An 18948-nucleotide genomic window follows, 5' to 3' on the forward strand; every position below is an offset into this window, starting at 1 on the left:
CAACGGGCAGCCCCATGGGCCAGTATGTACTACGGTGCAAAGATGGCCGTTAGCGCGGCCTCCGTCCGTACCTTTGCGCCCTCAATGGCCGTCTTTCGCGTTTTTTTACTTCTGTGCCTGCTGGTGCCGCTGCTGGGGCAGGCCCAGCGCCCCGCGCCGCCGGCCGCCCGGCCGCCGCAAACTGCCCCGGCGGGTCCGCGTGCTGGCACCAATCCGCCCGCGGCCAAGGGCTCGCCCATCAAGCTGCTCACGGCCGGCGCGCTGGTGGGCGGCGACTTTGAAGGGGTGAAAATCCGCAAGCTGATTACCAACGTCAGCTTTCAGCAGGACGACGTGTTTCTGTACTGCGATTCGGCTTATCAATACCTGGAGCGCAATCAGGTAGAGGCGTTTAGTAACGTGCGTGTGGTGCAGAGCGACACCATGACCATCACCGGCGACCACGGCTTTTACGACGGTGCCCTGCGCACAGCTCGCATGACCGGCAACGTGGTGATGCGCGACCCGCGCATGACCCTGACCACGCCCAGCCTCGACTACGACCTGAACCGCAAAACGGCCTCTTACTCCGAAACCGGCCACCTCACCGACCCCCAGAACACCCTCGACAGCCAGCAGGGTTTCTACGACACCAACTCCAAGGTATTCGTTTTCAAGCAAAACGTGCACCTCGTGACGCCCGATTCGGAGCTGAACAACGACACGCTGCGCTACAACACCGTCAGTAAAATTGCTTACTTCAACGGCCCCACGCGCATCAAGGGCAAGCAGGGGAATCTGTACGCCGAGGGCGGCAATTACAACACCAAGACCCGCGTTTCCGACTTCAAGCGCAACGCCAAAATCGACACGCCCAACTACCTGCTGGGCGGCGACCAACTGGTGTATGACGAGGTGAAGCAGTATGGCGTAGCACGGGGCCACGTCTCGCTCACCTCCAAGAAGGACAACCTGGTACTGCGCGGCGACGCCGGCAGATACTGGCGCGCCCTGGGCCGCACCAAACTCTACGGCGGCCGGCCGGTGGTGCGCAACATCGGCAGCCAGAAAGACACGCTGTATATGGCCGCCGATACGCTCATCAGCATTGAGGCCCGGCCCGGCCAGACCACCACGCGCACCATCCTCTACGCCTACCCGAAGGTGCAGATTTTTCGGGGTAACATGCAGGGAATCTGCGACTCGCTGACCTACGACCGGCAGGATAGCATCATCTACATGAACCGCGACCCGGTGCTGTGGCAGGCCAAAAACCAGCTCACCGCCGACTCCATCCAGATTCGCTCGAAGCGCGGCAAAGTAGACGAGATGCGGCTCTATTCCAATGCGTTTGCCGTGAATCAGGACACGCTCCTGAACTTCAACCAAACCAAGGGCCGCAACATGATGGCCTACTTCCGCGACAATAAAATGCGCCGCGTGGACGTGCTCGGCAATGCCGAAAGCATCTTCTACGCCCTCGATGGCGACACCGCCACCACCGGCATGAATCGCGTGCTCTCGGCCAACATGCGCCTATTATTCCTTGATAACAAGCTCAATAAAATCTCCGTCCTCTCCAATCCCGAGGCCAAGTTCATCCCGCCCCACGAACTCAAGCCCGACGATGAGCGCCTGAAAGGCTACCAGTGGCGCGCCAAGGAACGGCCCACCCGCCGCCAGGTGTTGGGCAAGCAGTTCGACGACCGCCCCAAAAAGAAGGTCGTCAAGAAAAAAGTGGTAAAGAAAACCACCGCTCCCGCCACTAAAACCACCAAACCCAAGGCGAAAACACCCGCCAAAACCACCAGCCCCAAGCCCGCTGCCCCGGCCCAACCCGCCAGGCCGGTCACCAAACCCGCCATTTCTGCACCGGCCAAGCCGGCCGCCGTGGCTACTCCCAGGCAGCGCTAGCTGCAACCTTTGGCCCACTGCCGGGCCTCTTGCTGGCAGCCGGGCCTGCCCGGGCCGCCGGCCGGCTTGCCTCCGCCGGCTCAAATCGTTACCTTTGCACCCCTTATGCCGATTTCCCGCCTCACGGTTCTGTTTCTGCTCGTTAGTACGCTCATTCTGGGCTCCTGCGCCAGTGGCTACCAACGCCTGCTGAAAAGCACCGACGTCAATAAAAAGTACGAAGCCGCCGTCAAGTACTATGACAAGGGCGACTTCTTCCGGGCCGGCACGCTGCTCGAAGACCTCATTCCGCTGCTGAAAGGCCGCCCCGAGGCCGAAAAAGCCCAGTTCTACTTTGCCAACACCAACTACAAGCAGCGCAACTACGTGTTGAGCGCGTTCTATTTCAAGTCGTTCACCGACACGTACCCCAACTCCGAGTACGCCGAAGAAGCCGCATATCTGCACGCCAAGTCGCTGTTTCTTGATTCGCCGGGCTACGAACTCGACCAGACCAACACCGTTTCGGCCCTCGAATCCATCCAGGATTTCCTGAACCGCTACCCCGAAAGCAAGTTCAAGGCCGAAACCGAGAACATGTCGCAGGAACTCCAGCGCAAGCTGGAAAACAAAGCGTTTGAGAGTGCCCGCCTCTACTATCAGCTGCGCTACAACCAGGCGGCCGTGGTGGCCCTCACCAATTTTCAGCTCAATTATCCGGCTTCGGCTTACGCCGAGCAGGCCTCCTTTCTGCGCCTGAGCGCCCAATACGCCTGGGCCAAGGAAAGCATCGAATCGAAGCAGCGGGAACGTTTCCTCGACGCGGTGAACTTCTACCAGCAGTTCCTTGATACATACCCCAAAAGCAAGAGCCTGAAAGCCGCGCAGGATATGTACGATTTCAGCCAGGCCGAGATTGTTCGCCTGAAGGCCGTGCCCACGGCCGCCGCCAACTAATTAGTCACTAAATCAGCCCATGAAACCTAATCCCAACACCACGTCGAGCTCCATCATCACGCGCAACGTAGCCGACATCACCGGCGACAACGGCAACGTGTACGAGGCCATTGCCGTGATTTCGAAGCGCGCCAACCAACTGTCGGTGAAGCTGAAAGAAGAGCTGAACGACCGCCTCGCCGAGTTCGCCTCCACGGTTGACAACCTGGAAGAAGTGTTCGAAAACCGCGAGCAAATCGAGGTTTCCAAGCAGTACGAGCGCATGCCCAAGCCTACCAGCCTGGCTATTGAGGAGTTCCTGCAAGGCAAAATCTACTACTCCACGCCCGCACCCGAAGAAGTTCCGGTGCCCCGTGAGCTGTTCTAAACGAACTACGGTAGTTCAATAATAGAACGTCATGCTGAGCGCAGCCGAAGCATCTCTACCGTGTAAGTAATTTATTTACTACCACACGCGAGATGCTTCGGCTGCGCTCAGCATGACGTTTTTTGATTTTACTCGGTGATGCCTGAAATCAGTAACCTGCAATCTTCTTCTCTGGCCGGTCGGCGCATCCTGTTGGGTGTCAGCGGTAGCATTGCTGCCTACAAAGCCGCTCCGCTCACGCGCCTGCTCATCAAAGCCGGAGCCGAAGTGCAGGTTATCCTCACCGAAGCCGCCACGGCTTTCGTGACGCCCCTCACGCTGGGAACCCTCTCCAAAAAGCCCGTCCTGACGGGTTTTTTGCGTGATGCGGCCGCCGGCGAATGGCATAACCACGTCGAGCTGGGCCTCTGGGCCGATGCGCTGCTGATTGCGCCCGCCAGCGCCAATACTATTGGGCAGTTGGCCAATGGCCTGTGCCCCAATTTACTGTGCGCTGTGTATCTGTCGGCCCGTTGCCCGGTGTTTCTGGCCCCGGCCATGGATTTGGATATGTTCGCTCACCCGGCCGTGACGCAAAACCTGACGCGGCTGCGCTCCTTCGGCAACCACGTTTTTGATTCGCCCAGCGGCGAGTTGGCCAGTGGCCTCAGCGGCCAGGGCCGTATGCTGGAGCCGGAAGATATTGTGGCGGAAATGGAGCAGCATTTTGCTAATACTGGGGCTAAATGAATGTCGTGCGGAGCGTAGCCAAAGCGTGACGTTCTTTGAGTTCGTTTTCCCTCAATCCACTTAGATAGTTGATGCACGTTCTCCTCACGGCCGGCCCAACCTACGAACCGCTCGACCCCGTCCGTTTTCTCGGCAACCGCTCAACGGGCAAAATGGGCTACGCGCTGGCCGAAGCCTTTGCCGCGCACGGTGCTAACGTGACGCTGGTGAGCGGCCCCAGCCAGTTACCAGACCCTGCCAATCCGCGCATTCGCACGGTGCGGGTGGAAACGGCGGCGGAGATGTTTGCTGCGGCGGCCGAAGTGGCGGATAAGGCCGACGTGTGGGTGTTCGCGGCGGCCGTGGCCGACTACCGACCGGCCCACGTCGCGGTTGATAAAATCAAGAAATCGGGCGAAACGCTGACGCTGGAGCTGGTGAAAAACGTGGACATTGCCGCCACGCTCGGCCAGCGTAAGCGGGCTGAACAATTTGCCGTCGGTTTTGCGTTGGAGACAACGAACGAGCTGGCCCACGCCCAGGACAAGCTGCACCGAAAAAACTTCGACCTCATCGTGCTGAATTCCCTGCGCGACGCGGGCGCGGGTTTCGGCCACGACACCAACAAAGTGACTGTGCTGGATGCGGCCGGCCAAATCGTTAATTTTGAGTTGCAGTCCAAAGCCGACGTGGCCCGCGGACTGGTTAGCCTGATTCTGGCCCGTCTGGCCCCTTCCTCATGATGCGAAAATTCCTCGTGGCGCTGCCCGTATTTGCCCTGCTACTGCTGGCCGGCCCCACTGCCCGCGCCCAGGAGCTGCTGGCCGAAGTGCGCGTGTCGACTGAAAACGTGACGATTTCGGACCCCACCATCGTCACGCAGATGCAGAACGACATCCGCACCTTCCTCAACAACCGGGCGTGGACCACTCAAACTTACCGTCCCGAGGAACGGATTCGGCTGAAGATTTTTGTTGGCATCACGGCCATCCCGCAGAACGGTACTTATAACACTACCATGCGCCTGATTTCGACTCGCCCGGTGTACGGCACCGGCTACGAAACCAACGTGGTGAGCATTGTAGACCGCAGCTTTAACTTCAATTACTCGCCGCAAAACCCGCTGGATTTTTCGCCCAACAGCTTCGTTTCCAATCTGTCGTCGCTGCTGGGGTATTACGCCTACCTCGTCATCGGGATTGACCGCGACACGTATGCCCGGCTGGGCGGCACGCCGTATTATGAGCTGGCCCGCAACGTGGTCAACTATTCGGCCAACCAAACCCAGACCAACGAAACCGACGAAGGCTGGCGCGGCAGCGGCTCACGCGAGCGCCATTTCATCCTCGATAACCTGACCGACCCGCAGCTCGAAGCCTTCCGCACGGGGCTCTACGGCTACTATCGCCAGGGCATGGACATCTTCATCGAGAAGCCCGAAGAAGCCCGCACCTCGGTGATGGCGGCCCTGACGGGCGTGCAAAAAGCTGCCCTCACGCGCCCCGGAACCTTATTTGCCCGCGCTTTTTTCGATGCGAAGTCGGATGAAATTGCCAATATTTTCCGCACTAGTCAGGACCAGCAGCAGAAGCAGCAGCTTGTGACCATGCTCACAGAAGTAGACCCGACCAATTCTGCGAAATATCAAACAGTACTCAAGTAAATTATGAGTTATTAATTATGAATCATGAGTTGCCGTTTGGGTGATTTTCTAATTCATAATTCATAATTCAACATTCATAATTAATTATAATGTTAGTCGATTTACGGATTAATAATTACGCGCTGATTGAGCAATTAGAATTGCGCCCTTCGCCACTGTTAAACATTATTACGGGTGAAACCGGGGCCGGTAAATCCATTATGCTGGGCGCTATCGGCCTGCTACTGGGCAACCGGGCCGATTCGCGGATGCTGTTCGATACCGAGCGCAAGTGCGTGATTGAGGGACAGTTTGATATTGCGAATTATCAGCTCCAGGATATTTTCGAGGCTGAGGATTTGGACTATGATACGCACTGCATTCTGCGGCGCGAAATCAGCCCAAATGGTAAATCACGCGCCTTTGTAAATGACACCCCGGTGACGCTGGAAGCACTGCGGAAAATCGGGGCCAATTTGATGGATATCCACTCGCAGCACGATACACTGCTGCTGGGTGACGGCGTTTTTCAGCTGAATTTGTTGGATTTGTACGCCGGCTTGGTGCCGCAGCGCACCATGTACAGCCACGCGTTCCGGCAGTACCGCAAGCTGGAAACGGACTTGCAGGCGCTGGAAAGCCAAGCGGCCCAGGCCAGCAAAGAGCTGGATTACAACAGCTTTCTGCTGAATGAGCTGGAGGAAGCCCGCCTCGATACCGAAGACCAGGACGCGCTGGAGCAGGAAATCAAGCAACTGGAGCATGCCGAAGAAATCAAGTACAAGCTGAGCCAGGCGTTGCACGGGCTGCGCGACAGCGAAACCTGCGCCACCGGCAACCTCAAGGAGGCCGTGGGCCTGCTGGGCCAGGTGTCGAGCTACGCCGATACCTTTAAAGAGCTGCGCGAGCGGTTGAACAGCTGCCTGATTGAGCTCCACGACATCGCCGACGAGGTAGAAACTGCTGAGCGCCGCACCGAGGGTGACCCCGCCCGCGCCGAGGAGCTCCAGGACCGCCTGAACGTGCTCTACACCCTGCAGCGCAAGCACCAGGCCCGCGACCTGCCCGCACTGATAGAGGTGCGCGACAGCCTGCGCCAGAAGGTGAGCTCGGTGCTGAACCTGGACAAGGAAATTGCCCGCCTGCGCAAAGATTCAGATGCCGCGCTGGCGGCCGTGACCAAACAGGGCAACAAGCTGTCGGAGAGCCGGCGCAAGTCGTTTCCGCATTTCGAGAAGCAGTTGGGCTTGCTGCTGGCCGATTTGGGCATGCCCAACGCCCGCATTGTGGTGCAGCACAGCACCGGCGCGCCAGCTACCAGCGGCATTGACGTGGTGAGCATCCTCTTCACGGCCAATAAGGGCGCGCAGCCCCAGACGCTGAGCAAGGCTGCTTCGGGTGGCGAGTTTTCGCGTTTGATGCTGTGCATCAAATATATGCTGGCCGATAAGACGGCTTTGCCCACGATTGTATTCGATGAGATTGATACCGGTATTTCGGGCGAAATCGCGGTGAAAGTGGGCCGCATGATGCAGCAAATGGCACAGAAGCACCAGCTTGTGGCCATTTCGCACCTGCCGCAAATGGCAGCGGCCGGCGACGTGCACTACTTCGTGTACAAGGAAGACCGCGCCGACCGCACCGTGAGCCGCATTCGCGAGCTGAACCAGGACGACCGCATCAAGGAAATCGCGCACATGATTGCGGGCGCCAAGCCCAGCGAAAACGCCTTCCAGAGCGCCCGCGAACTGCTGGCGCTGCGGGGCGAGGTGGCGGCATAAGAGTGACTGATTGGCTGAGTGACTGAGTGAATTGCTAACTTGCGCCGTAATCCCAGCCGGGCCAACGGTCTGCTGCCTTCACTCAGTCACTCCATTACTCAGTCACTCAATGGCTAACAACCTCCTCGCCGGCAAAGTCGGCATCATTTCCGGCGCGCTCAACGAACATTCCATTGCCTGGAAAGTGGCCCAGCGGGCATACGCCGAAGGGGCGCGCTTCGTGCTCACCAATGCGCCGCTGGCCATGCGGATGGGCGAAATCAACAAGCTGAGCGAGGAGTGCAACGCGCCCATCATCCCGGCCGATGCCACGTCGACGGAGGAATTGGATGCTCTGTTTTCGGGGGCGCAGGAGAAGTTGGGCGGTAAGATTGACTTCGTGCTGCACAGCATTGGCATGAGCGCCAACATCCGTAAAAAGAAGCACTACGGCGAGCTGGACTACAAATTCTTCCAGCAGACGATTGACGTGTCGGCCATGTCGTTTCATAAGATGATGGCCGTGGCTGAGAAGCAGGACGCCATGAACGAGTGGGGCAGCATCGTGGCCTTGAGCTACATCGCCTCGCAGCGCGCCTTCCTCGACTACACCGACATGACGCAGGCCAAGGCCATGCTCGAAAGCATTGCCCGCAGCTATGGCCAGCGCTTTGGCAAGCTGAAAAAGGTGCGCGTGAACACGGTGTCGCAGTCGCCCACCAAAACCACGGCCGGCACCGGCATCACCGGCTTCGATGCCTTCTATAACTTCGCCGACATGATGTCGCCGCTGGGCAACGCCCCGGCCGAAGCCTGCGCCGACTACTGCATCTCGCTGTTTTCGGACCTGACGCGCTACGTGACCATGCAGAACCTGATGCACGACGGCGGCTTCAGCACCACCGGCATCTCGGCCGAGATTGTGGACGTGCTGACGAAGGTGTCGGGCATGCAGGAATAATTCTTCGGCTTAATTTCTTGCCAAAAGAGCCCGGCCAATTGGCCGGGCTTTTTTGTGGTTGACTTAGTAGAAATAGCGGGTCAGCAGGAGAGACAATTCAGTATAATTGCGCACCTGATTCAATGCGACGCCGGCTTGAAAATTGCGGGGCAGGCCGTGCGTGAGGCTTCCTTGCCACTGCCAATAAGTTGGCCAATGAGTGGCTTTGGCTGATGCATATACGTTGAATGGTGCCGGAAACGCACTGAACCGCAGCCCAAACGTGTAGCCATAGCCCGTGCTTGTGGACGAAAGGTCGGCCTCGTTTTGGCGCCAGCGTGCATAGCCCGTGCCCAGCACAAAGGTGGGGAGCCGCACGCCACCAAGGTAGCCGAGGTAGAAGCCCAGGTCGGCGGTGTAGCTGTCAAATACTGTGTTGGCGGCGGGTACGCGCAGTTGTTGGTAATCCAGGTTTTCGGTGATGCTAGGGGCGCGGAAACGCCGAATAGATGGCAGGCCCAGGCCAATGTGCAGAGCGTGGTTGCGGGCAAAATTCGTTTGGTAACTGGCGGTGGCCGTGAGCGGCACGCGAATGCAAGCGGAACCGTCCAGCAACACACTCGCGCCAACGGGAGCATAGCGCACGCCGCTGAGTAAGGACAGTTGCAGCCAGGCTGGGGCAAAGCAGCAAACGGGCGCAGGCTTCAGGTCGACTGCCAGCCGGACTGTGACGGGGGCGTTGCCCGCCGCTACGCGGAAACGCCGCGTGACGTAGCCAATGGATGAAACCGTGAGCGCCACGCTGTCGGACTGCTCGGGTACTGTGAAGGAGAAATAGCCCTGGGCGTCGGAAGATGTCCCATTGATAGTGGCCGTTTGCAGCACGGTGACGCCGGGTAGCCCATCACCGGATTTCGCGTCCAGCACCCGGCCGGAAATAGTGGTTTGGCTGAAGGCAAGGGAGGACCACAGGCAGATGCAGAGAAGTAAGAGTAGTCGCATAAATGCCTATTGAAGTGTAGCAGTGCCTTTCCGATGCCCGCAGTGGCCTGATTGCACATGTGGAAATAAGAAATGCCGCGATATGGCCGGCAACGATTGCGCAGAAAGTCCGTGCTTTCGGCCCGGCCAGCCGCTAGGTTTGCGGCATACTTAGCGCTGAATCATGAAGAATCTATTGCTGCTGGTGCTCTTGGTTTTTGGCGGGCTGGGCCGCGCCTGGGGCTACGATTTTGTGGTGGCGCAGGACGGCAGCGGCCGGTTCCGCACCGTGCAGGAAGCCTTTAATGCGGTGCCCGATTTTCGGAAAAAAGTCACCACCATCTTCATCAAAAAGGGCATTTACAAGGAAAAGCTGGTGCTGGCTGGCTCGAAGCAGTTGGTGAAGCTCATTGGCGAAGACCGGGACCTGACCATCCTGACCTACGACGACTATAACCAGAAGAAGAACATTTTTGGCGAAGACAAAGGCACGTCGGGCTCAGCGAGCTGCTATATCTATGGGTCGGATTTTTCGGCCGAGAACCTGACGTTCCAGAACTCGTCGGGGCCGGTAGGGCAGGCGGTGGCGGTGTGGGTGGATGGTGACAAAGCAGCGTTTGTGAACTGCCGATTTTTGGGCTTTCAGGACACACTCTACACGTATGGGCGCGGCAGCCGGCAATTTTACAAGAGCTGCTACATCGAGGGCACGGTGGATTTCATCTTCGGTTCGAGCACAGCGTGGTTTGAGGACTGCGAGATTTTCTGCAAGCGCGGTGGGTTCGTCACGGCGGGTAGCACGCCCGACACGGCCCGGTTTGGCTACGTGTTCAGCCGTTGCCGCATAACCGGCGATGCGCCGGCGGGCAGTTTCGGGCTGGGCCGGCCCTGGCGGCCTTACGCCAAAACCGTGTACCTGAACTGCGAGCTGGGGGCCATGATTCGGCCCGAAGGCTGGGACCCGTGGGACAAGCAATCAAACAAGAAAACAGCTTACTACGCCGAGTATAAGTCGAATGGGCCGGGGGCCGCACCTACCAAGCGGGTACCGTGGTCGCATCAATTGACGGAGGCGGAGTCACGGCTGTATACCCGCGACAACGTGCTGCACGGCTGGCAGCCGGCAGAGTGATGTAGCGCGGACTTTGTAGTCCGCGTCCCCGCGCTGTTCGGGTATTATTTTATTTAGGTTTCCGCGGCGGACGCGGACTACAAAGTCCGCGCTACATTTCTATGAAACTTCTGCTCCTCGCGCTCCTCGCCGCCCCCTCTTTCGCCCAAACGCCCGCCGACCCCATCACCGTGGCGCAGGATGGCACCGGCACCTACCGCACCGTGCAGGCCGCCGTGGATGCCGTGCCCAACCAGTCGCAAGCCACGGTGACCATCCGTATCAAGCCGGGCACTTACCGCGAAAAACTGGTGGTGAATACGCTCAAAACGCACATCAAACTGGTGGGCGAAAACGCCGAAACCACCATCCTCACTTTCAACGACCACACCGGCGACGCGGGCGGGCACAACACCTATACCTCGTATTCGGCGCTGGTGCAGGCCAACGATTTCGTCGCCGAAAACCTCACCTTCGAAAACAACGCCGGCTACACCGCCGGCCAGGCCGTGGCCCTGCACGTGGAGGGCGACCGCTGCGCGTTTAAAAACTGCCGCGTGGTGGGCAATCAGGACATTCTGTTTCTGGCCGCTGGCCACACCCGCCAGTATTTCCAGGATTGCTACCTCGAAGGCACGACGGATTTCATCTTCGGGGCCAGCACGGCCGTGTTCGACCACTGCGTTATCAAAAGCAAGAAAAACTCCTTCATCACGGCCGCTTCCACGCCCGAGCAGCAACCCTTCGGCTTCGTGTTTATGAACTGCAAGCTCACGGCTGATACCGCCCTGGCGAAAAAAGTGCACCTCGGCCGGCCCTGGCGGCCCAATGCCAAAGTCGCGTATCTGAATACCGAAATGGGTGGCCACATCGTGCCCGCCGGCTGGGACAACTGGAAGAATCCGGCCAATGAAAAGACGGCTTATTTCGCCGAATACCGCTCCACCGGGCCGGGCGCTAACCCGGCGGCCCGGGTGCCGTGGTCGCACCAGCTCACGGCGAAGGAGGCGAAGGGCTACACGTTAAAGGCCGTTTTTGCGGCGGAGGTGCCGTGGGTGCCGGGCAAGTAGTAGGGTAATGGATTGCTGGAATTCCGGCTAATACCCCCGGCTCAAATCCACCAGGTTATCCAGTTGCTGGCCGTGGCGTAGGTGCTCTAGGTTGCGCAGCAGTACGTCGACTTTGCTTTCGTCTTCGTGGTGCTGGCCGCCGCCGGTGTGCTGGGTGAGCAGCACATTGGGCAGGGTCCAGAGCGGGTTGTCGGCGGGCAGGGGCTCGATGGCTGTCACATCGAGCACGGCCCCGCCGAGGTAGCCGGCCTGCAGCAGGCGGATGAGGGCGGGCTCGTCGGTAGTGTTGCCGCGGCCCACGCTGGCGTAGATGCTGCCCGGGCGCATGGCCGCTACCAAATCGGCCGAGAAAAAGCCCTCGGCACTACCAGGGAGGGTATTTATCACGATGTCGGTTTCGGGCAGCACGGCTTTCAGGTCTTCTTTGGAATGGAGCTGCGCCTCGGGGTGGGTGCGGGCCAGCAGCTGCACCGGGCACTCGAAGCCGCTGAGCTGCTGGCGCACAGCCAGCGCGATGGCACCCGCGCCCAGCACCACCACGCGCTTGCCGCGCAACAGGCCGGCGCGGTTGCGCACATAGGCCCCGCCCACCCACTTTTTCTCGGCCTGCAGCACAGCCAGCTCGCCCAGGTGGCGGTAGAGGGCCAGCAGGCCGCCCACCATGGTTTCGGCGCAGGGCCAGGCGAAGAAGTCGCCCATGTTGGCCACGGGCAGCGACAAATGCAGGTGGCGGTAGCGCTCAAAGCCGGCCGAATCTATCTGCCAGAAGCGCAGCCGGGGCGAGGGGCCGGCTGCCAGCCACACGGGCGGCGGATTGCCAAGCAGCACCTCGGCTTCCTGGAAAGCGGGGAATTGGTCTTCGGGGGCTAAATCGTGGCTGAAAGTGACTTCTACGTCGGCGGGAAGCTGTTGCTGAAGGTAGGCGCGGGCTGAGGCGCTGAGGGGAGAATAAACGAAAAGATGCATGGGGGAGCAGCCGGTACGGCCGCGGGTAGTTGGCAAGCGTGAGTGCCTGAAACGGAATGATGAACAAAATTGCTGCCCGGACGGCGTACTTTTTATGAAGGAATGGTCCGAATGCGGGTGGGGGTAGACGTGTCCGGGCCGGCCTCCGTACCCGGCTGACCCCAGAGCCTGGATGCCCGCGCGCTCCGAAGTGGCCCAGGTGCAGAAGCTGCTGTGAGGGAGCGAATGCATGGAAACGGGGGCTGTGTGCTAAAAAAGCCGTTTCTTGCGCCCCCAAATTCCCGCTCTTCGGGGTAATTGCGACAGCCGGCCTTGTGGGGTGGGCTGCTGCAATGGCCCCTGTTACTTACTTCTATTCTGTGATTCAAACGTTACGAAAGCTGCTGGTGGTGGCTGTGGCGGGCCTGCTGCCGGTCCTGCCCGTCCCGGCTGGGGCGCAGGCACGGCCCGTCCGCACTCCGGCGGCAGCTCCGCCCGTCAAGACCATTCTGTTCGTCGGCAACAGCTTTTTTCACGGCAAGTACCAGCCCGTGCTGGCCTACAACGCCGCCCACGTCACCGACGAAAACTACGGCCTGCCCGCCACCGACCCGCGCTGCGAAACCACCACCGGCGAGCCCGTGGTGTGGGGCGGCATCCCCGGCATCTTCCAGCAGTTCACCGAAGAAGCCGGCCTGAGCTACGAAGTGCACTTCGAGGAAATCAACGCCCGGCCGCTGCAATACCATTACGAGCACGCGCTCAGCATCATTCAGCAGCCGCGCTGGCACACGGTGGTGCTGCAGGAGCACAGCCAGTGGGCGCTGCCCCCGCGCCACGGCGGCCACCCCGACCTGTTCCGCGACTACGCTACCCGGCTGGAGCGCGCCGTGCACGCGGCCAACCCCGCCGCCAGCGTGTTCCTCTTCCAGACCTGGCCCCGTGCCGACCTCACCTACCAGGCTGGCAAGCCCTTCGCCGGCCTGCCCATCGACTCGATGGCCCAAGAGTTGCACGCCTCTTATTACGGCCTGCTGGCCCAAAACTCGGGCTTCAAAAGCATTGCGCCGGCCGGCGATGCCTGGCTGCGCGCCGTGCAAACCGGCGTGGCCCAGCGCAACCCTTACGCGCCCGAGCCCGGCAAATTCGACCTCTGGGCCGAAGACCATTACCACCCCAGCAACTGGGGAGCCTACCTCACGGCCTGCGTGCTGTTTGGCGAAATCACCGGCCACGACCCCCGCGCCCTCGGCGGGGCCGAGCAGGCCGCCGCCGCCCTGGGCGTTAGCCCGGCCGAGGCCATCAGCTTGCAGCGCGTGGCCGCCGAACAGATTCTTGAGGCGCGCCCCACGGCCTTCGCCGATAAGGCTGCCCCGGGCAAGGCCAAGGCTGGCCCCTTGAAGACCAAGGTGCACCCCCGCATGTAGAGACGCAATATTTTGCGTCTCGGCGTTCGCGCCGTTAGCGTAAGGCGGCACCGTTCAGCGCGAGCCGTTCAACGACGAGACGCAAAATATTGCGTCTCTACCTCGTTCTGAAAACAACAAAAAGCCCGGCCAATACGGCCGGGCTTTGCTTTTATACGCATTCCCGTAATCTAGCGGGCGCTTTCGTCGCCGTCGACGGGGGCGCTCTGCTTGTGCACCTGGGCCGCTACCAACGGGTCGGGCATTACCTTGCTCGCGCCCACCTGCACGTTGTTCATGATGCCGGAAATGACGCGATGCTCGCCGGCCATCAGGGCTTTGTAGCCGTCGCGGGCCACGTCGGCGGGCTCCATGCCCTGGCCGTCGGCCACGTTTTTAGCCTGCGTCATGTGGGCTTTGTTGAAGAAGTCGGTTTTGGTGACGCCGGGCAGCAGGTTGGTGATGGTGACGTTGCTGTCCTTGTTCTCCTCCTGAATCGACTCAGCAAAGGAGTTTACGAAGGCTTTGGTGCCGTGGTACACGGCTTGCAGCGGGCCGGGCAGCTCGCCCGCGATGCTGCCCACCAGCAGGATTTTGCCCTCGTTCCGGGCCTTGAATTCCTGCAGATACAGCTTCGTAAACACCACGTACGCCCCAATATTCAGCTGAATAATGTCCAGCTCGCGGTTGATGTCAGTGGTGTCGAAGGTGCCGTACTGGCCTTGGCCGGCGTCGTTCACCAGCACGTCAATCCGAGTGCCCTTGGCCTTGATTTCGTTGTACACCTCAAACGGCGCGTCGCGTTTGAACAAGTCTTTGGCGATGGTGGTGACCTGAACGCCAAATTGCTGGCGGATTTCCGACGCAGCTTTGTCGAGCAAATCGGGCTCCAGGGCCACGAGAATGAGGTTGTATTTGTCCTGCGCGAAGCAGTTGGCGAGCTCGCGGCCGATGCCGCTGCTGGCGCCCGTGATAAGGGCGGTTTGGGTTTGGTCTGCCATGAGAAAGGGTGGTTTGATTAGGTTGGAATAAATCCTAACGCAACCCACCAAAACCGGGTTATTGTCGGGCTTAGCCTCGTAGCACACGCTTCGCGAGTCCGTAGCGGCAGGTTTTGTACTCCCGCGCCGCCGCGCAATGCCCCCGCTACACGCTGATATTCCAGCCCCCGCCAGTGGCTAGCGCTACGCTTATTTTCTCGCCCGGCTGCCAGTCCGATTTGTCCGTTCGGGCGCGCAAAATATTCTCCGCCAGCGTCAGTTCTACTTCGTAATAGCTGCCCAGAAACCGCACGGCCCGCACCGTGCCCACGGCCCCGCCAGCCGCTGGCTCCAGCCGTAGCTGCTCGGGACGCACCAGCAGCGCGGTATCTTTCTTGAAGCGCTTGCCGGGGAGCAGGGCGCGGCGGCCCGCCCCGTGCACCAGGTTGTAGTCGCCGAACAGCGCGGCCGTGGCCTCGTCCACGGGCTGGTGGTAGAGCTGCTGGGGCGTGCCCTGCTGCACCAGCCGGCCCCGGTGCAGCACCAGGATTTCATCGGCCCAGCCCAGCACATCGGCCGCGTCGTGCGAGACGAGCAGGCATGTGATGCCCAGCCGCGTGCCCAGGTCTTCGATGATGCTCTGCAGCAGGCGTTTGTGCGTGCGGTCGAGGTTCGAGAACGGCTCATCGAGGAGGAGCAGCTGGGGCGCGCCCAGTAGCAGCCGGGCCAGCGCCACCCGCTGCTGCTCGCCGCCGGAAAGCTGGTCGGTGCGGCGCGGCATGAGGTGGGCAATGCGGCAGAGGGCGTACACGGCCTGGGCCTCGGCCTCGGGGCGCTTGTTGGCGTAGCGCAGCACCTGCTCGACGCGCAGGAACTGCGGCAAATCTGACTTTTGCGAGAGGTAGGCCACGCCGGGGTGGCCGGGCACCAATACATCCTGCGGGCCGCGCACGCGGCTGCCATTGGCGTGCACCACGCCGGTACTGGGCTGGATGAGGCCGGCCACGAGTTGCAGCAGGGTGCTTTTGCCGGCCCCGCTTTCGCCGGCCAAGGCCAGCTTTTGCCCGGCTTTTTGGGTGAAGCTGATGGGCTGGAGCGCGGTAAAGCCGTTTTCGGTGAGGTTGAGGTTGGTGACGGTGAGGATGTCCATGCGGCCGCAAAGAACGGGGCTGGCCGCCGCGCGTCAGCAGCGGTCAGAACATCGTCATTTGACCGCGCAGCGTATGTAAGTCGATTTGCAGCCTCTGACAGCGGCTTACGGAGCGAGCAGTAGCTGCTTGCCGGGCTTCTCGTGGGGGTAGTTGGCGATGATGTCGCGCAGGATGGCCATGTCGTGGGGGCAGGCTTGGGCGAAGGCTTGCCAGTGCTGCAACATCACGGTATCCGGCATTTCGACCACGGCGATGATGGCATCCCAGAAAGCGTCCCAGCTCACGCCGTACCAGTCCGGAAAGCCCAGCTCGCGTTTCATCGTCTGGTGAAAAGCTGCTTTGGTGTCGATGCCGGTGAGGTCGATGGTCATTTATTACGCTGTGCTTTCCTTTTAATTACAGCGACAATTAGCTCAAGGTTCTTATCGCCACTGATAGATATTTCTTGCTTCAATTCACTGATTGCCTCGGGATATTTTTTTTGCAAGTTGTATATGAACGCGCTTGCATAATATGCGCCTCCCTCATTCTTGAAGAGCTGTTTCATTTGTTGACATCTCCGCAATCCTTCCTCTAATCTTCTGGCTTCAATATTTTTTGAAATTAGTTTGTGCAATACCGTTTTTTTTGCCGTGTCTGAGACTGCCAGCATTCGGAATTTGCTGTCTAAACTTTTGATTGAATCCAGATTAGCTGCTGAACTGTCGATAGGATACCATTTGTCGTACAGTATTTCTAATTCTGAGCCAAAAGCATCACATGAAACAGCCATATACCGCGTCATAGTGGATAAGTCAGCTACTTTCTTAGCATTAATAGAATCCATCTTAGATTTTATTTTGCCCACTGCTAAAACTGAATCTTGCAGGCTATAACCTTCAGGGAGATTGACTGTCTGAGAATAAGATACATTCTCTATACACGGTGCCATACGGGCATCAATATCACCTTTTTGCTTGCTAAAACAATCGCAAGCTTCTTGGCTCATCTCTGCAATTGATTTCTCCTTTTTGTCGGTGTTTGTAACCTCACTGGAATATTTAATCTCGCAGGAAGAAGCGAAAATTAAAACGCAGAGCCAGAGCGCGCGAAAGAGTTTGCTGGTATATCGTAGAGCCATAACTCAAATGTACTGCCCTCACGAAGCCGTATCCAGCACGTCGTCGCCGTCATCGGCCATGGTTTTGGCCAGCTTCTCGATATTTAAGCTGCGGGCCGAGGCGTCGAAAATCTCGCGGTAGGTGCCTTTCAGGTCGTAGAGCTCGTTGTGGGTGCCGCTTTCCACCATGTGGCCTTTTTTCATGACGTAGATGCAGTCCGAATCCACGATTTGGGCGAGGCTGTGGGAGATGATGACCACCGTGCGGCCCTGCTTGATGGCGTCGAGCGAGTTTTTGATTTGCTCGGTGGCGATGGCGTCGAGGCTGGCGGTGGGCTCGTCGAGGAAGATGATGGGCGGGTTTTTGAGGAAGAGCCGGGCGATGGCGATGCGCTGCTGCTGGCCGCCGCTGAGCTGCTGGGCATCGGACTCGTACTGGCGCGGCAGGTCCAGAATCTGGTCGTGGAGGTAGGCCTGGCGGGCGGCGGCCTCAATCTGAGCCTGGGTAGCGGTAAAGTCGCCGTAGCGGATGTTTTCTTCGATGGTGCCCTTGAAAATGTGGTTTTTTTGGAGCACCAGGCCGATTTCCTGGCGCAGGGCGAAGGTGTCGTACTGGGCCAGCGGGTGGCCGTCGAGCCGGATTTCGCCGCTGTCGGGGCGGTAGAACTGGCAGAGCAGGTTGATGATGGTGCTTTTGCCCGCGCCGCTGAGGCCCACCAGCGCGGTGGTTTTGCCAGCCTGAATGGTCAGGCTCACGTCGTGCAGGGCGGCCGTGCCGCTGGGGTAGGTGAAGTTGACGTTGTGCAGCTCGAACTGGCCGCGCAGGTTGTCGCCGGGTTCGAGCTGGCCGGGGCGCTCGCGCTGGTCGTCGGCGTCGAGGATGGCGAAGAAGCCTTCGGAGTAGGTGAGGGCCTCGTTCATCTCGTCGTAGATGCGGTGGAGCTGCCGGATGGGCGCCGACACGTTGTTGAACAGCAGGATGTGGAACATGATGGCCCCGATGGAAATCTGGCGGCCGAGCACGAGGTATGCCGTGAGTACGATGATGGCCACCACGCCAATCTGCTCGACGAAGGTTTTGAGGCCGTCGAAGCGGAAGTTGGTTTTGCGGGTCAGGAGCTGGGCGCCTTCGAGGCGGCTTTGCACGCTGGCCTGCTTCTGGCCTTCGTACTGCTCGCGCACGAAGCTTTTGATGACCACAATGCTGTCGATGATGCTGATGAGGCCGTGGTTTTTCTCCTCGCGCAGGCGCTGGAGGCCGCGCCGTACACCCTGCAACTTCTCGGCCTGCGCGTAGCTGAGCCAGAAATAGACCGGCAACACCGCCAGCGCCACCAGTCCCACCCACTTGTTGTTGAGGAAAATGACCACCAGCGCCACGATGGCGTTGGCGAAGAGCGGCATGATGTCGATGAAGAAGTTTTGCACCAGCTTCATGAGGCTCTCCACGCCCCGGTCGATGCGGGTCTGGAGCTTGCCGGTCTGGTTGCCGTCGTCGGAGAAAAAGCCGAGTTGGTAGCTCAGGATTTTACTCACGGCCGTCTGGGCCAGCACGCCCGAAATCTGGATGCGGATTTTTTCGCCGTAATATTTCTGCCCGAACTGGATGAAGGTGTTGATGATTTCCTTGCCCAGCAGCAGCCCGCTCACCCAGGCCAGCAGCGTCCAGCCCTCGGCCAGGCCCTGGCCCTTGTCCAGCATCCCCTGCACGGTGTCCACGGTGTAGCGCAGCACGAAGGGGTTGACCTGCGCGGCCAGCGAGCCCACCAGCGTGAGCAGCAGCGTGGCAATCACCAGGCGGCGGTAGGGCCGCACAAAAGGCAGCAGGCGTTGGATAATCTGCCAGAGGCTCATCTAATTGGGCTTTTTGTAGGGTGCGGGGCTTGCCCCCGCCCGCCGTTGCACAGAACCGTTTTTCGACCCAAACGACGGGCGGGGGCAAGCCCCGCACCCTACAGT

18 protein-coding genes are annotated in these 18948 nt (G+C 59.8%); 11 read left to right on the top strand and 7 right to left on the bottom strand.

All coding sequences use genetic code 11. The annotated features are described in order from the left end of the window. Positions 1–84 precede the first annotated feature (84 nt). The 8 genes from ACYVM5_RS12775 to ACYVM5_RS12810 all read left to right on the top strand — a co-directional run bounded on the left by ACYVM5_RS12775 (position 85) and on the right by ACYVM5_RS12810 (position 8267). On the top strand, positions 85–1893 hold the full coding sequence (locus ACYVM5_RS12775) for an OstA-like protein (protein ID WP_460618496.1): 1809 nt from the start codon (positions 85–87) through the stop codon (positions 1891–1893). Between the two features lie 105 nt (positions 1894–1998). After that, the gene (locus tag ACYVM5_RS12780) at positions 1999–2829 is read left to right on the top strand and encodes an outer membrane protein assembly factor BamD (protein WP_460618497.1); all 831 of its coding nucleotides are present in this window, start codon (positions 1999–2001) and stop codon (positions 2827–2829) included. Positions 2830–2848: 19 nt separating this feature from the next. Next, positions 2849–3196 (top strand): DNA-directed RNA polymerase subunit omega, encoded by a 348-nt coding sequence (locus ACYVM5_RS12785; protein WP_460618498.1) that lies wholly within the window; start codon positions 2849–2851, stop codon positions 3194–3196. 138 nt (positions 3197–3334) lie between these two features. Further along, entirely contained in the window at positions 3335–3925 is a 591-nt protein-coding gene (locus tag ACYVM5_RS12790) for a phosphopantothenoylcysteine synthetase/decarboxylase family protein (RefSeq protein ID WP_460618499.1), read from the top strand. 71 nt (positions 3926–3996) lie between these two features. Beyond that, complete coding sequence (locus tag ACYVM5_RS12795) at positions 3997–4647, top strand: phosphopantothenoylcysteine synthetase/decarboxylase family protein (RefSeq protein WP_460618500.1); 651 nt, start codon at positions 3997–3999, stop codon at positions 4645–4647. Beyond that, complete coding sequence (porD, locus tag ACYVM5_RS12800) at positions 4644–5567, top strand: DUF4835 family protein (protein ID WP_460618501.1); 924 nt, start codon at positions 4644–4646, stop codon at positions 5565–5567. The genes ACYVM5_RS12795 and porD overlap by 4 nt, the downstream gene beginning before the upstream one ends. Before the next feature lie 89 nt (positions 5568–5656). Next, positions 5657–7327, top strand: a complete 1671-nt coding sequence (recN, locus tag ACYVM5_RS12805; RefSeq protein ID WP_460618502.1) for a DNA repair protein RecN — start codon at positions 5657–5659, stop codon at positions 7325–7327. Positions 7328–7436: 109 nt separating this feature from the next. Further along, complete coding sequence (locus tag ACYVM5_RS12810) at positions 7437–8267, top strand: enoyl-ACP reductase FabI (RefSeq protein WP_460618503.1); 831 nt, start codon at positions 7437–7439, stop codon at positions 8265–8267. Between the two features lie 63 nt (positions 8268–8330). Here the strand turns inward: ACYVM5_RS12810 and ACYVM5_RS12815 are convergent, their stop codons facing one another. Next, positions 8331–9248, bottom strand: a complete 918-nt coding sequence (locus ACYVM5_RS12815) for a carboxypeptidase-like regulatory domain-containing protein (protein ID WP_460618504.1) — start codon at positions 9246–9248, stop codon at positions 8331–8333. A gap of 163 nt (positions 9249–9411) precedes the next feature. On the opposite strand from ACYVM5_RS12815, the gene ACYVM5_RS12820 reads away from it, so the two are divergent. Both ACYVM5_RS12820 and ACYVM5_RS12825 read left to right on the top strand, forming a co-directional pair. Beyond that, positions 9412–10359, top strand: coding sequence for a pectinesterase (locus tag ACYVM5_RS12820; protein ID WP_460618505.1), 948 nt, complete (start codon positions 9412–9414; stop codon positions 10357–10359). 101 nt (positions 10360–10460) lie between these two features. Beyond that, a complete protein-coding gene (locus ACYVM5_RS12825; RefSeq protein WP_460618506.1) occupies positions 10461–11408 on the top strand; it encodes a pectinesterase in 948 nt (315 codons plus the stop codon). Positions 11409–11435: 27 nt separating this feature from the next. Here ACYVM5_RS12825 and ACYVM5_RS12830 read toward each other — a convergent pair whose 3' ends face one another. Beyond that, entirely contained in the window at positions 11436–12374 is a 939-nt protein-coding gene (locus ACYVM5_RS12830; RefSeq protein ID WP_460618507.1) for a D-2-hydroxyacid dehydrogenase, read from the bottom strand. A 359-nt stretch (positions 12375–12733) separates the two neighbouring features. Between ACYVM5_RS12830 and ACYVM5_RS12835 the strand changes: the two genes are divergently transcribed. Further along, positions 12734–13780, top strand: a complete 1047-nt coding sequence (locus tag ACYVM5_RS12835) for a hypothetical protein (protein ID WP_460618508.1) — start codon at positions 12734–12736, stop codon at positions 13778–13780. Between the two features lie 170 nt (positions 13781–13950). On the opposite strand, the gene ACYVM5_RS12840 is transcribed toward ACYVM5_RS12835, so the two are convergent. The 5 genes from ACYVM5_RS12840 to ACYVM5_RS12860 form a co-directional block, all read right to left on the bottom strand. Further along, positions 13951–14760: an SDR family NAD(P)-dependent oxidoreductase gene (locus tag ACYVM5_RS12840; protein WP_460618509.1), complete on the bottom strand. Its 810-nt coding sequence runs from the start codon at positions 14758–14760 to the stop codon at positions 13951–13953. 145 nt (positions 14761–14905) lie between these two features. After that, positions 14906–15889, bottom strand: a complete 984-nt coding sequence (locus ACYVM5_RS12845) for an ABC transporter ATP-binding protein (RefSeq protein ID WP_460618510.1) — start codon at positions 15887–15889, stop codon at positions 14906–14908. A 105-nt stretch (positions 15890–15994) separates the two neighbouring features. Further along, positions 15995–16261, bottom strand: coding sequence for a barstar family protein (locus tag ACYVM5_RS12850; protein WP_460618511.1), 267 nt, complete (start codon positions 16259–16261; stop codon positions 15995–15997). Beyond that, positions 16258–17010, bottom strand: a complete 753-nt coding sequence (locus ACYVM5_RS12855) for a hypothetical protein (RefSeq protein ID WP_460618512.1) — start codon at positions 17008–17010, stop codon at positions 16258–16260. Before ACYVM5_RS12855 ends, ACYVM5_RS12850 begins: the two co-directional genes overlap by 4 nt. An 18-nt stretch (positions 17011–17028) precedes the next feature. Then, the gene (locus tag ACYVM5_RS12860) at positions 17029–18843 is read right to left on the bottom strand and encodes an ABC transporter ATP-binding protein (RefSeq protein WP_460618513.1); all 1815 of its coding nucleotides are present in this window, start codon (positions 18841–18843) and stop codon (positions 17029–17031) included. Between the last annotated feature and the right edge of the window lie 105 nt (positions 18844–18948).

It is taken from the genome of Hymenobacter ruber, assembly GCF_054783255.1.

What these genes read in the sequence shown, in the direction of transcription:
- ACYVM5_RS12775 (WP_460618496.1), top strand. Translation starts at nt 85, where the DNA reads ATGGCCGTCTTTCGCGTTTTTTTACTTCTGTGCCTGCTGGTGCCGCTG.
- ACYVM5_RS12780 (WP_460618497.1), top strand. Translation starts at nt 1,999, where the DNA reads ATGCCGATTTCCCGCCTCACGGTTCTGTTTCTGCTCGTTAGTACGCTC.
- ACYVM5_RS12785 (WP_460618498.1), top strand. Translation starts at nt 2,849, where the DNA reads ATGAAACCTAATCCCAACACCACGTCGAGCTCCATCATCACGCGCAAC.
- ACYVM5_RS12790 (WP_460618499.1), top strand. Translation starts at nt 3,335, where the DNA reads ATGCCTGAAATCAGTAACCTGCAATCTTCTTCTCTGGCCGGTCGGCGC.
- ACYVM5_RS12795 (WP_460618500.1), top strand. Translation starts at nt 3,997, where the DNA reads ATGCACGTTCTCCTCACGGCCGGCCCAACCTACGAACCGCTCGACCCC.
- porD (WP_460618501.1), top strand. Translation starts at nt 4,644, where the DNA reads ATGATGCGAAAATTCCTCGTGGCGCTGCCCGTATTTGCCCTGCTACTG.
- recN (WP_460618502.1), top strand. Translation starts at nt 5,657, where the DNA reads ATGTTAGTCGATTTACGGATTAATAATTACGCGCTGATTGAGCAATTA.
- ACYVM5_RS12810 (WP_460618503.1), top strand. Translation starts at nt 7,437, where the DNA reads ATGGCTAACAACCTCCTCGCCGGCAAAGTCGGCATCATTTCCGGCGCG.
- ACYVM5_RS12815 (WP_460618504.1), bottom strand. Translation starts at nt 9,248, where the DNA reads ATGCGACTACTCTTACTTCTCTGCATCTGCCTGTGGTCCTCCCTTGCC.
- ACYVM5_RS12820 (WP_460618505.1), top strand. Translation starts at nt 9,412, where the DNA reads ATGAAGAATCTATTGCTGCTGGTGCTCTTGGTTTTTGGCGGGCTGGGC.
- ACYVM5_RS12825 (WP_460618506.1), top strand. Translation starts at nt 10,461, where the DNA reads ATGAAACTTCTGCTCCTCGCGCTCCTCGCCGCCCCCTCTTTCGCCCAA.
- ACYVM5_RS12830 (WP_460618507.1), bottom strand. Translation starts at nt 12,374, where the DNA reads ATGCATCTTTTCGTTTATTCTCCCCTCAGCGCCTCAGCCCGCGCCTAC.
- ACYVM5_RS12840 (WP_460618509.1), bottom strand. Translation starts at nt 14,760, where the DNA reads ATGGCAGACCAAACCCAAACCGCCCTTATCACGGGCGCCAGCAGCGGC.
- ACYVM5_RS12845 (WP_460618510.1), bottom strand. Translation starts at nt 15,889, where the DNA reads ATGGACATCCTCACCGTCACCAACCTCAACCTCACCGAAAACGGCTTT.
- ACYVM5_RS12850 (WP_460618511.1), bottom strand. Translation starts at nt 16,261, where the DNA reads ATGACCATCGACCTCACCGGCATCGACACCAAAGCAGCTTTTCACCAG.
- ACYVM5_RS12855 (WP_460618512.1), bottom strand. Translation starts at nt 17,010, where the DNA reads ATGGCTCTACGATATACCAGCAAACTCTTTCGCGCGCTCTGGCTCTGC.
- ACYVM5_RS12860 (WP_460618513.1), bottom strand. Translation starts at nt 18,843, where the DNA reads ATGAGCCTCTGGCAGATTATCCAACGCCTGCTGCCTTTTGTGCGGCCC.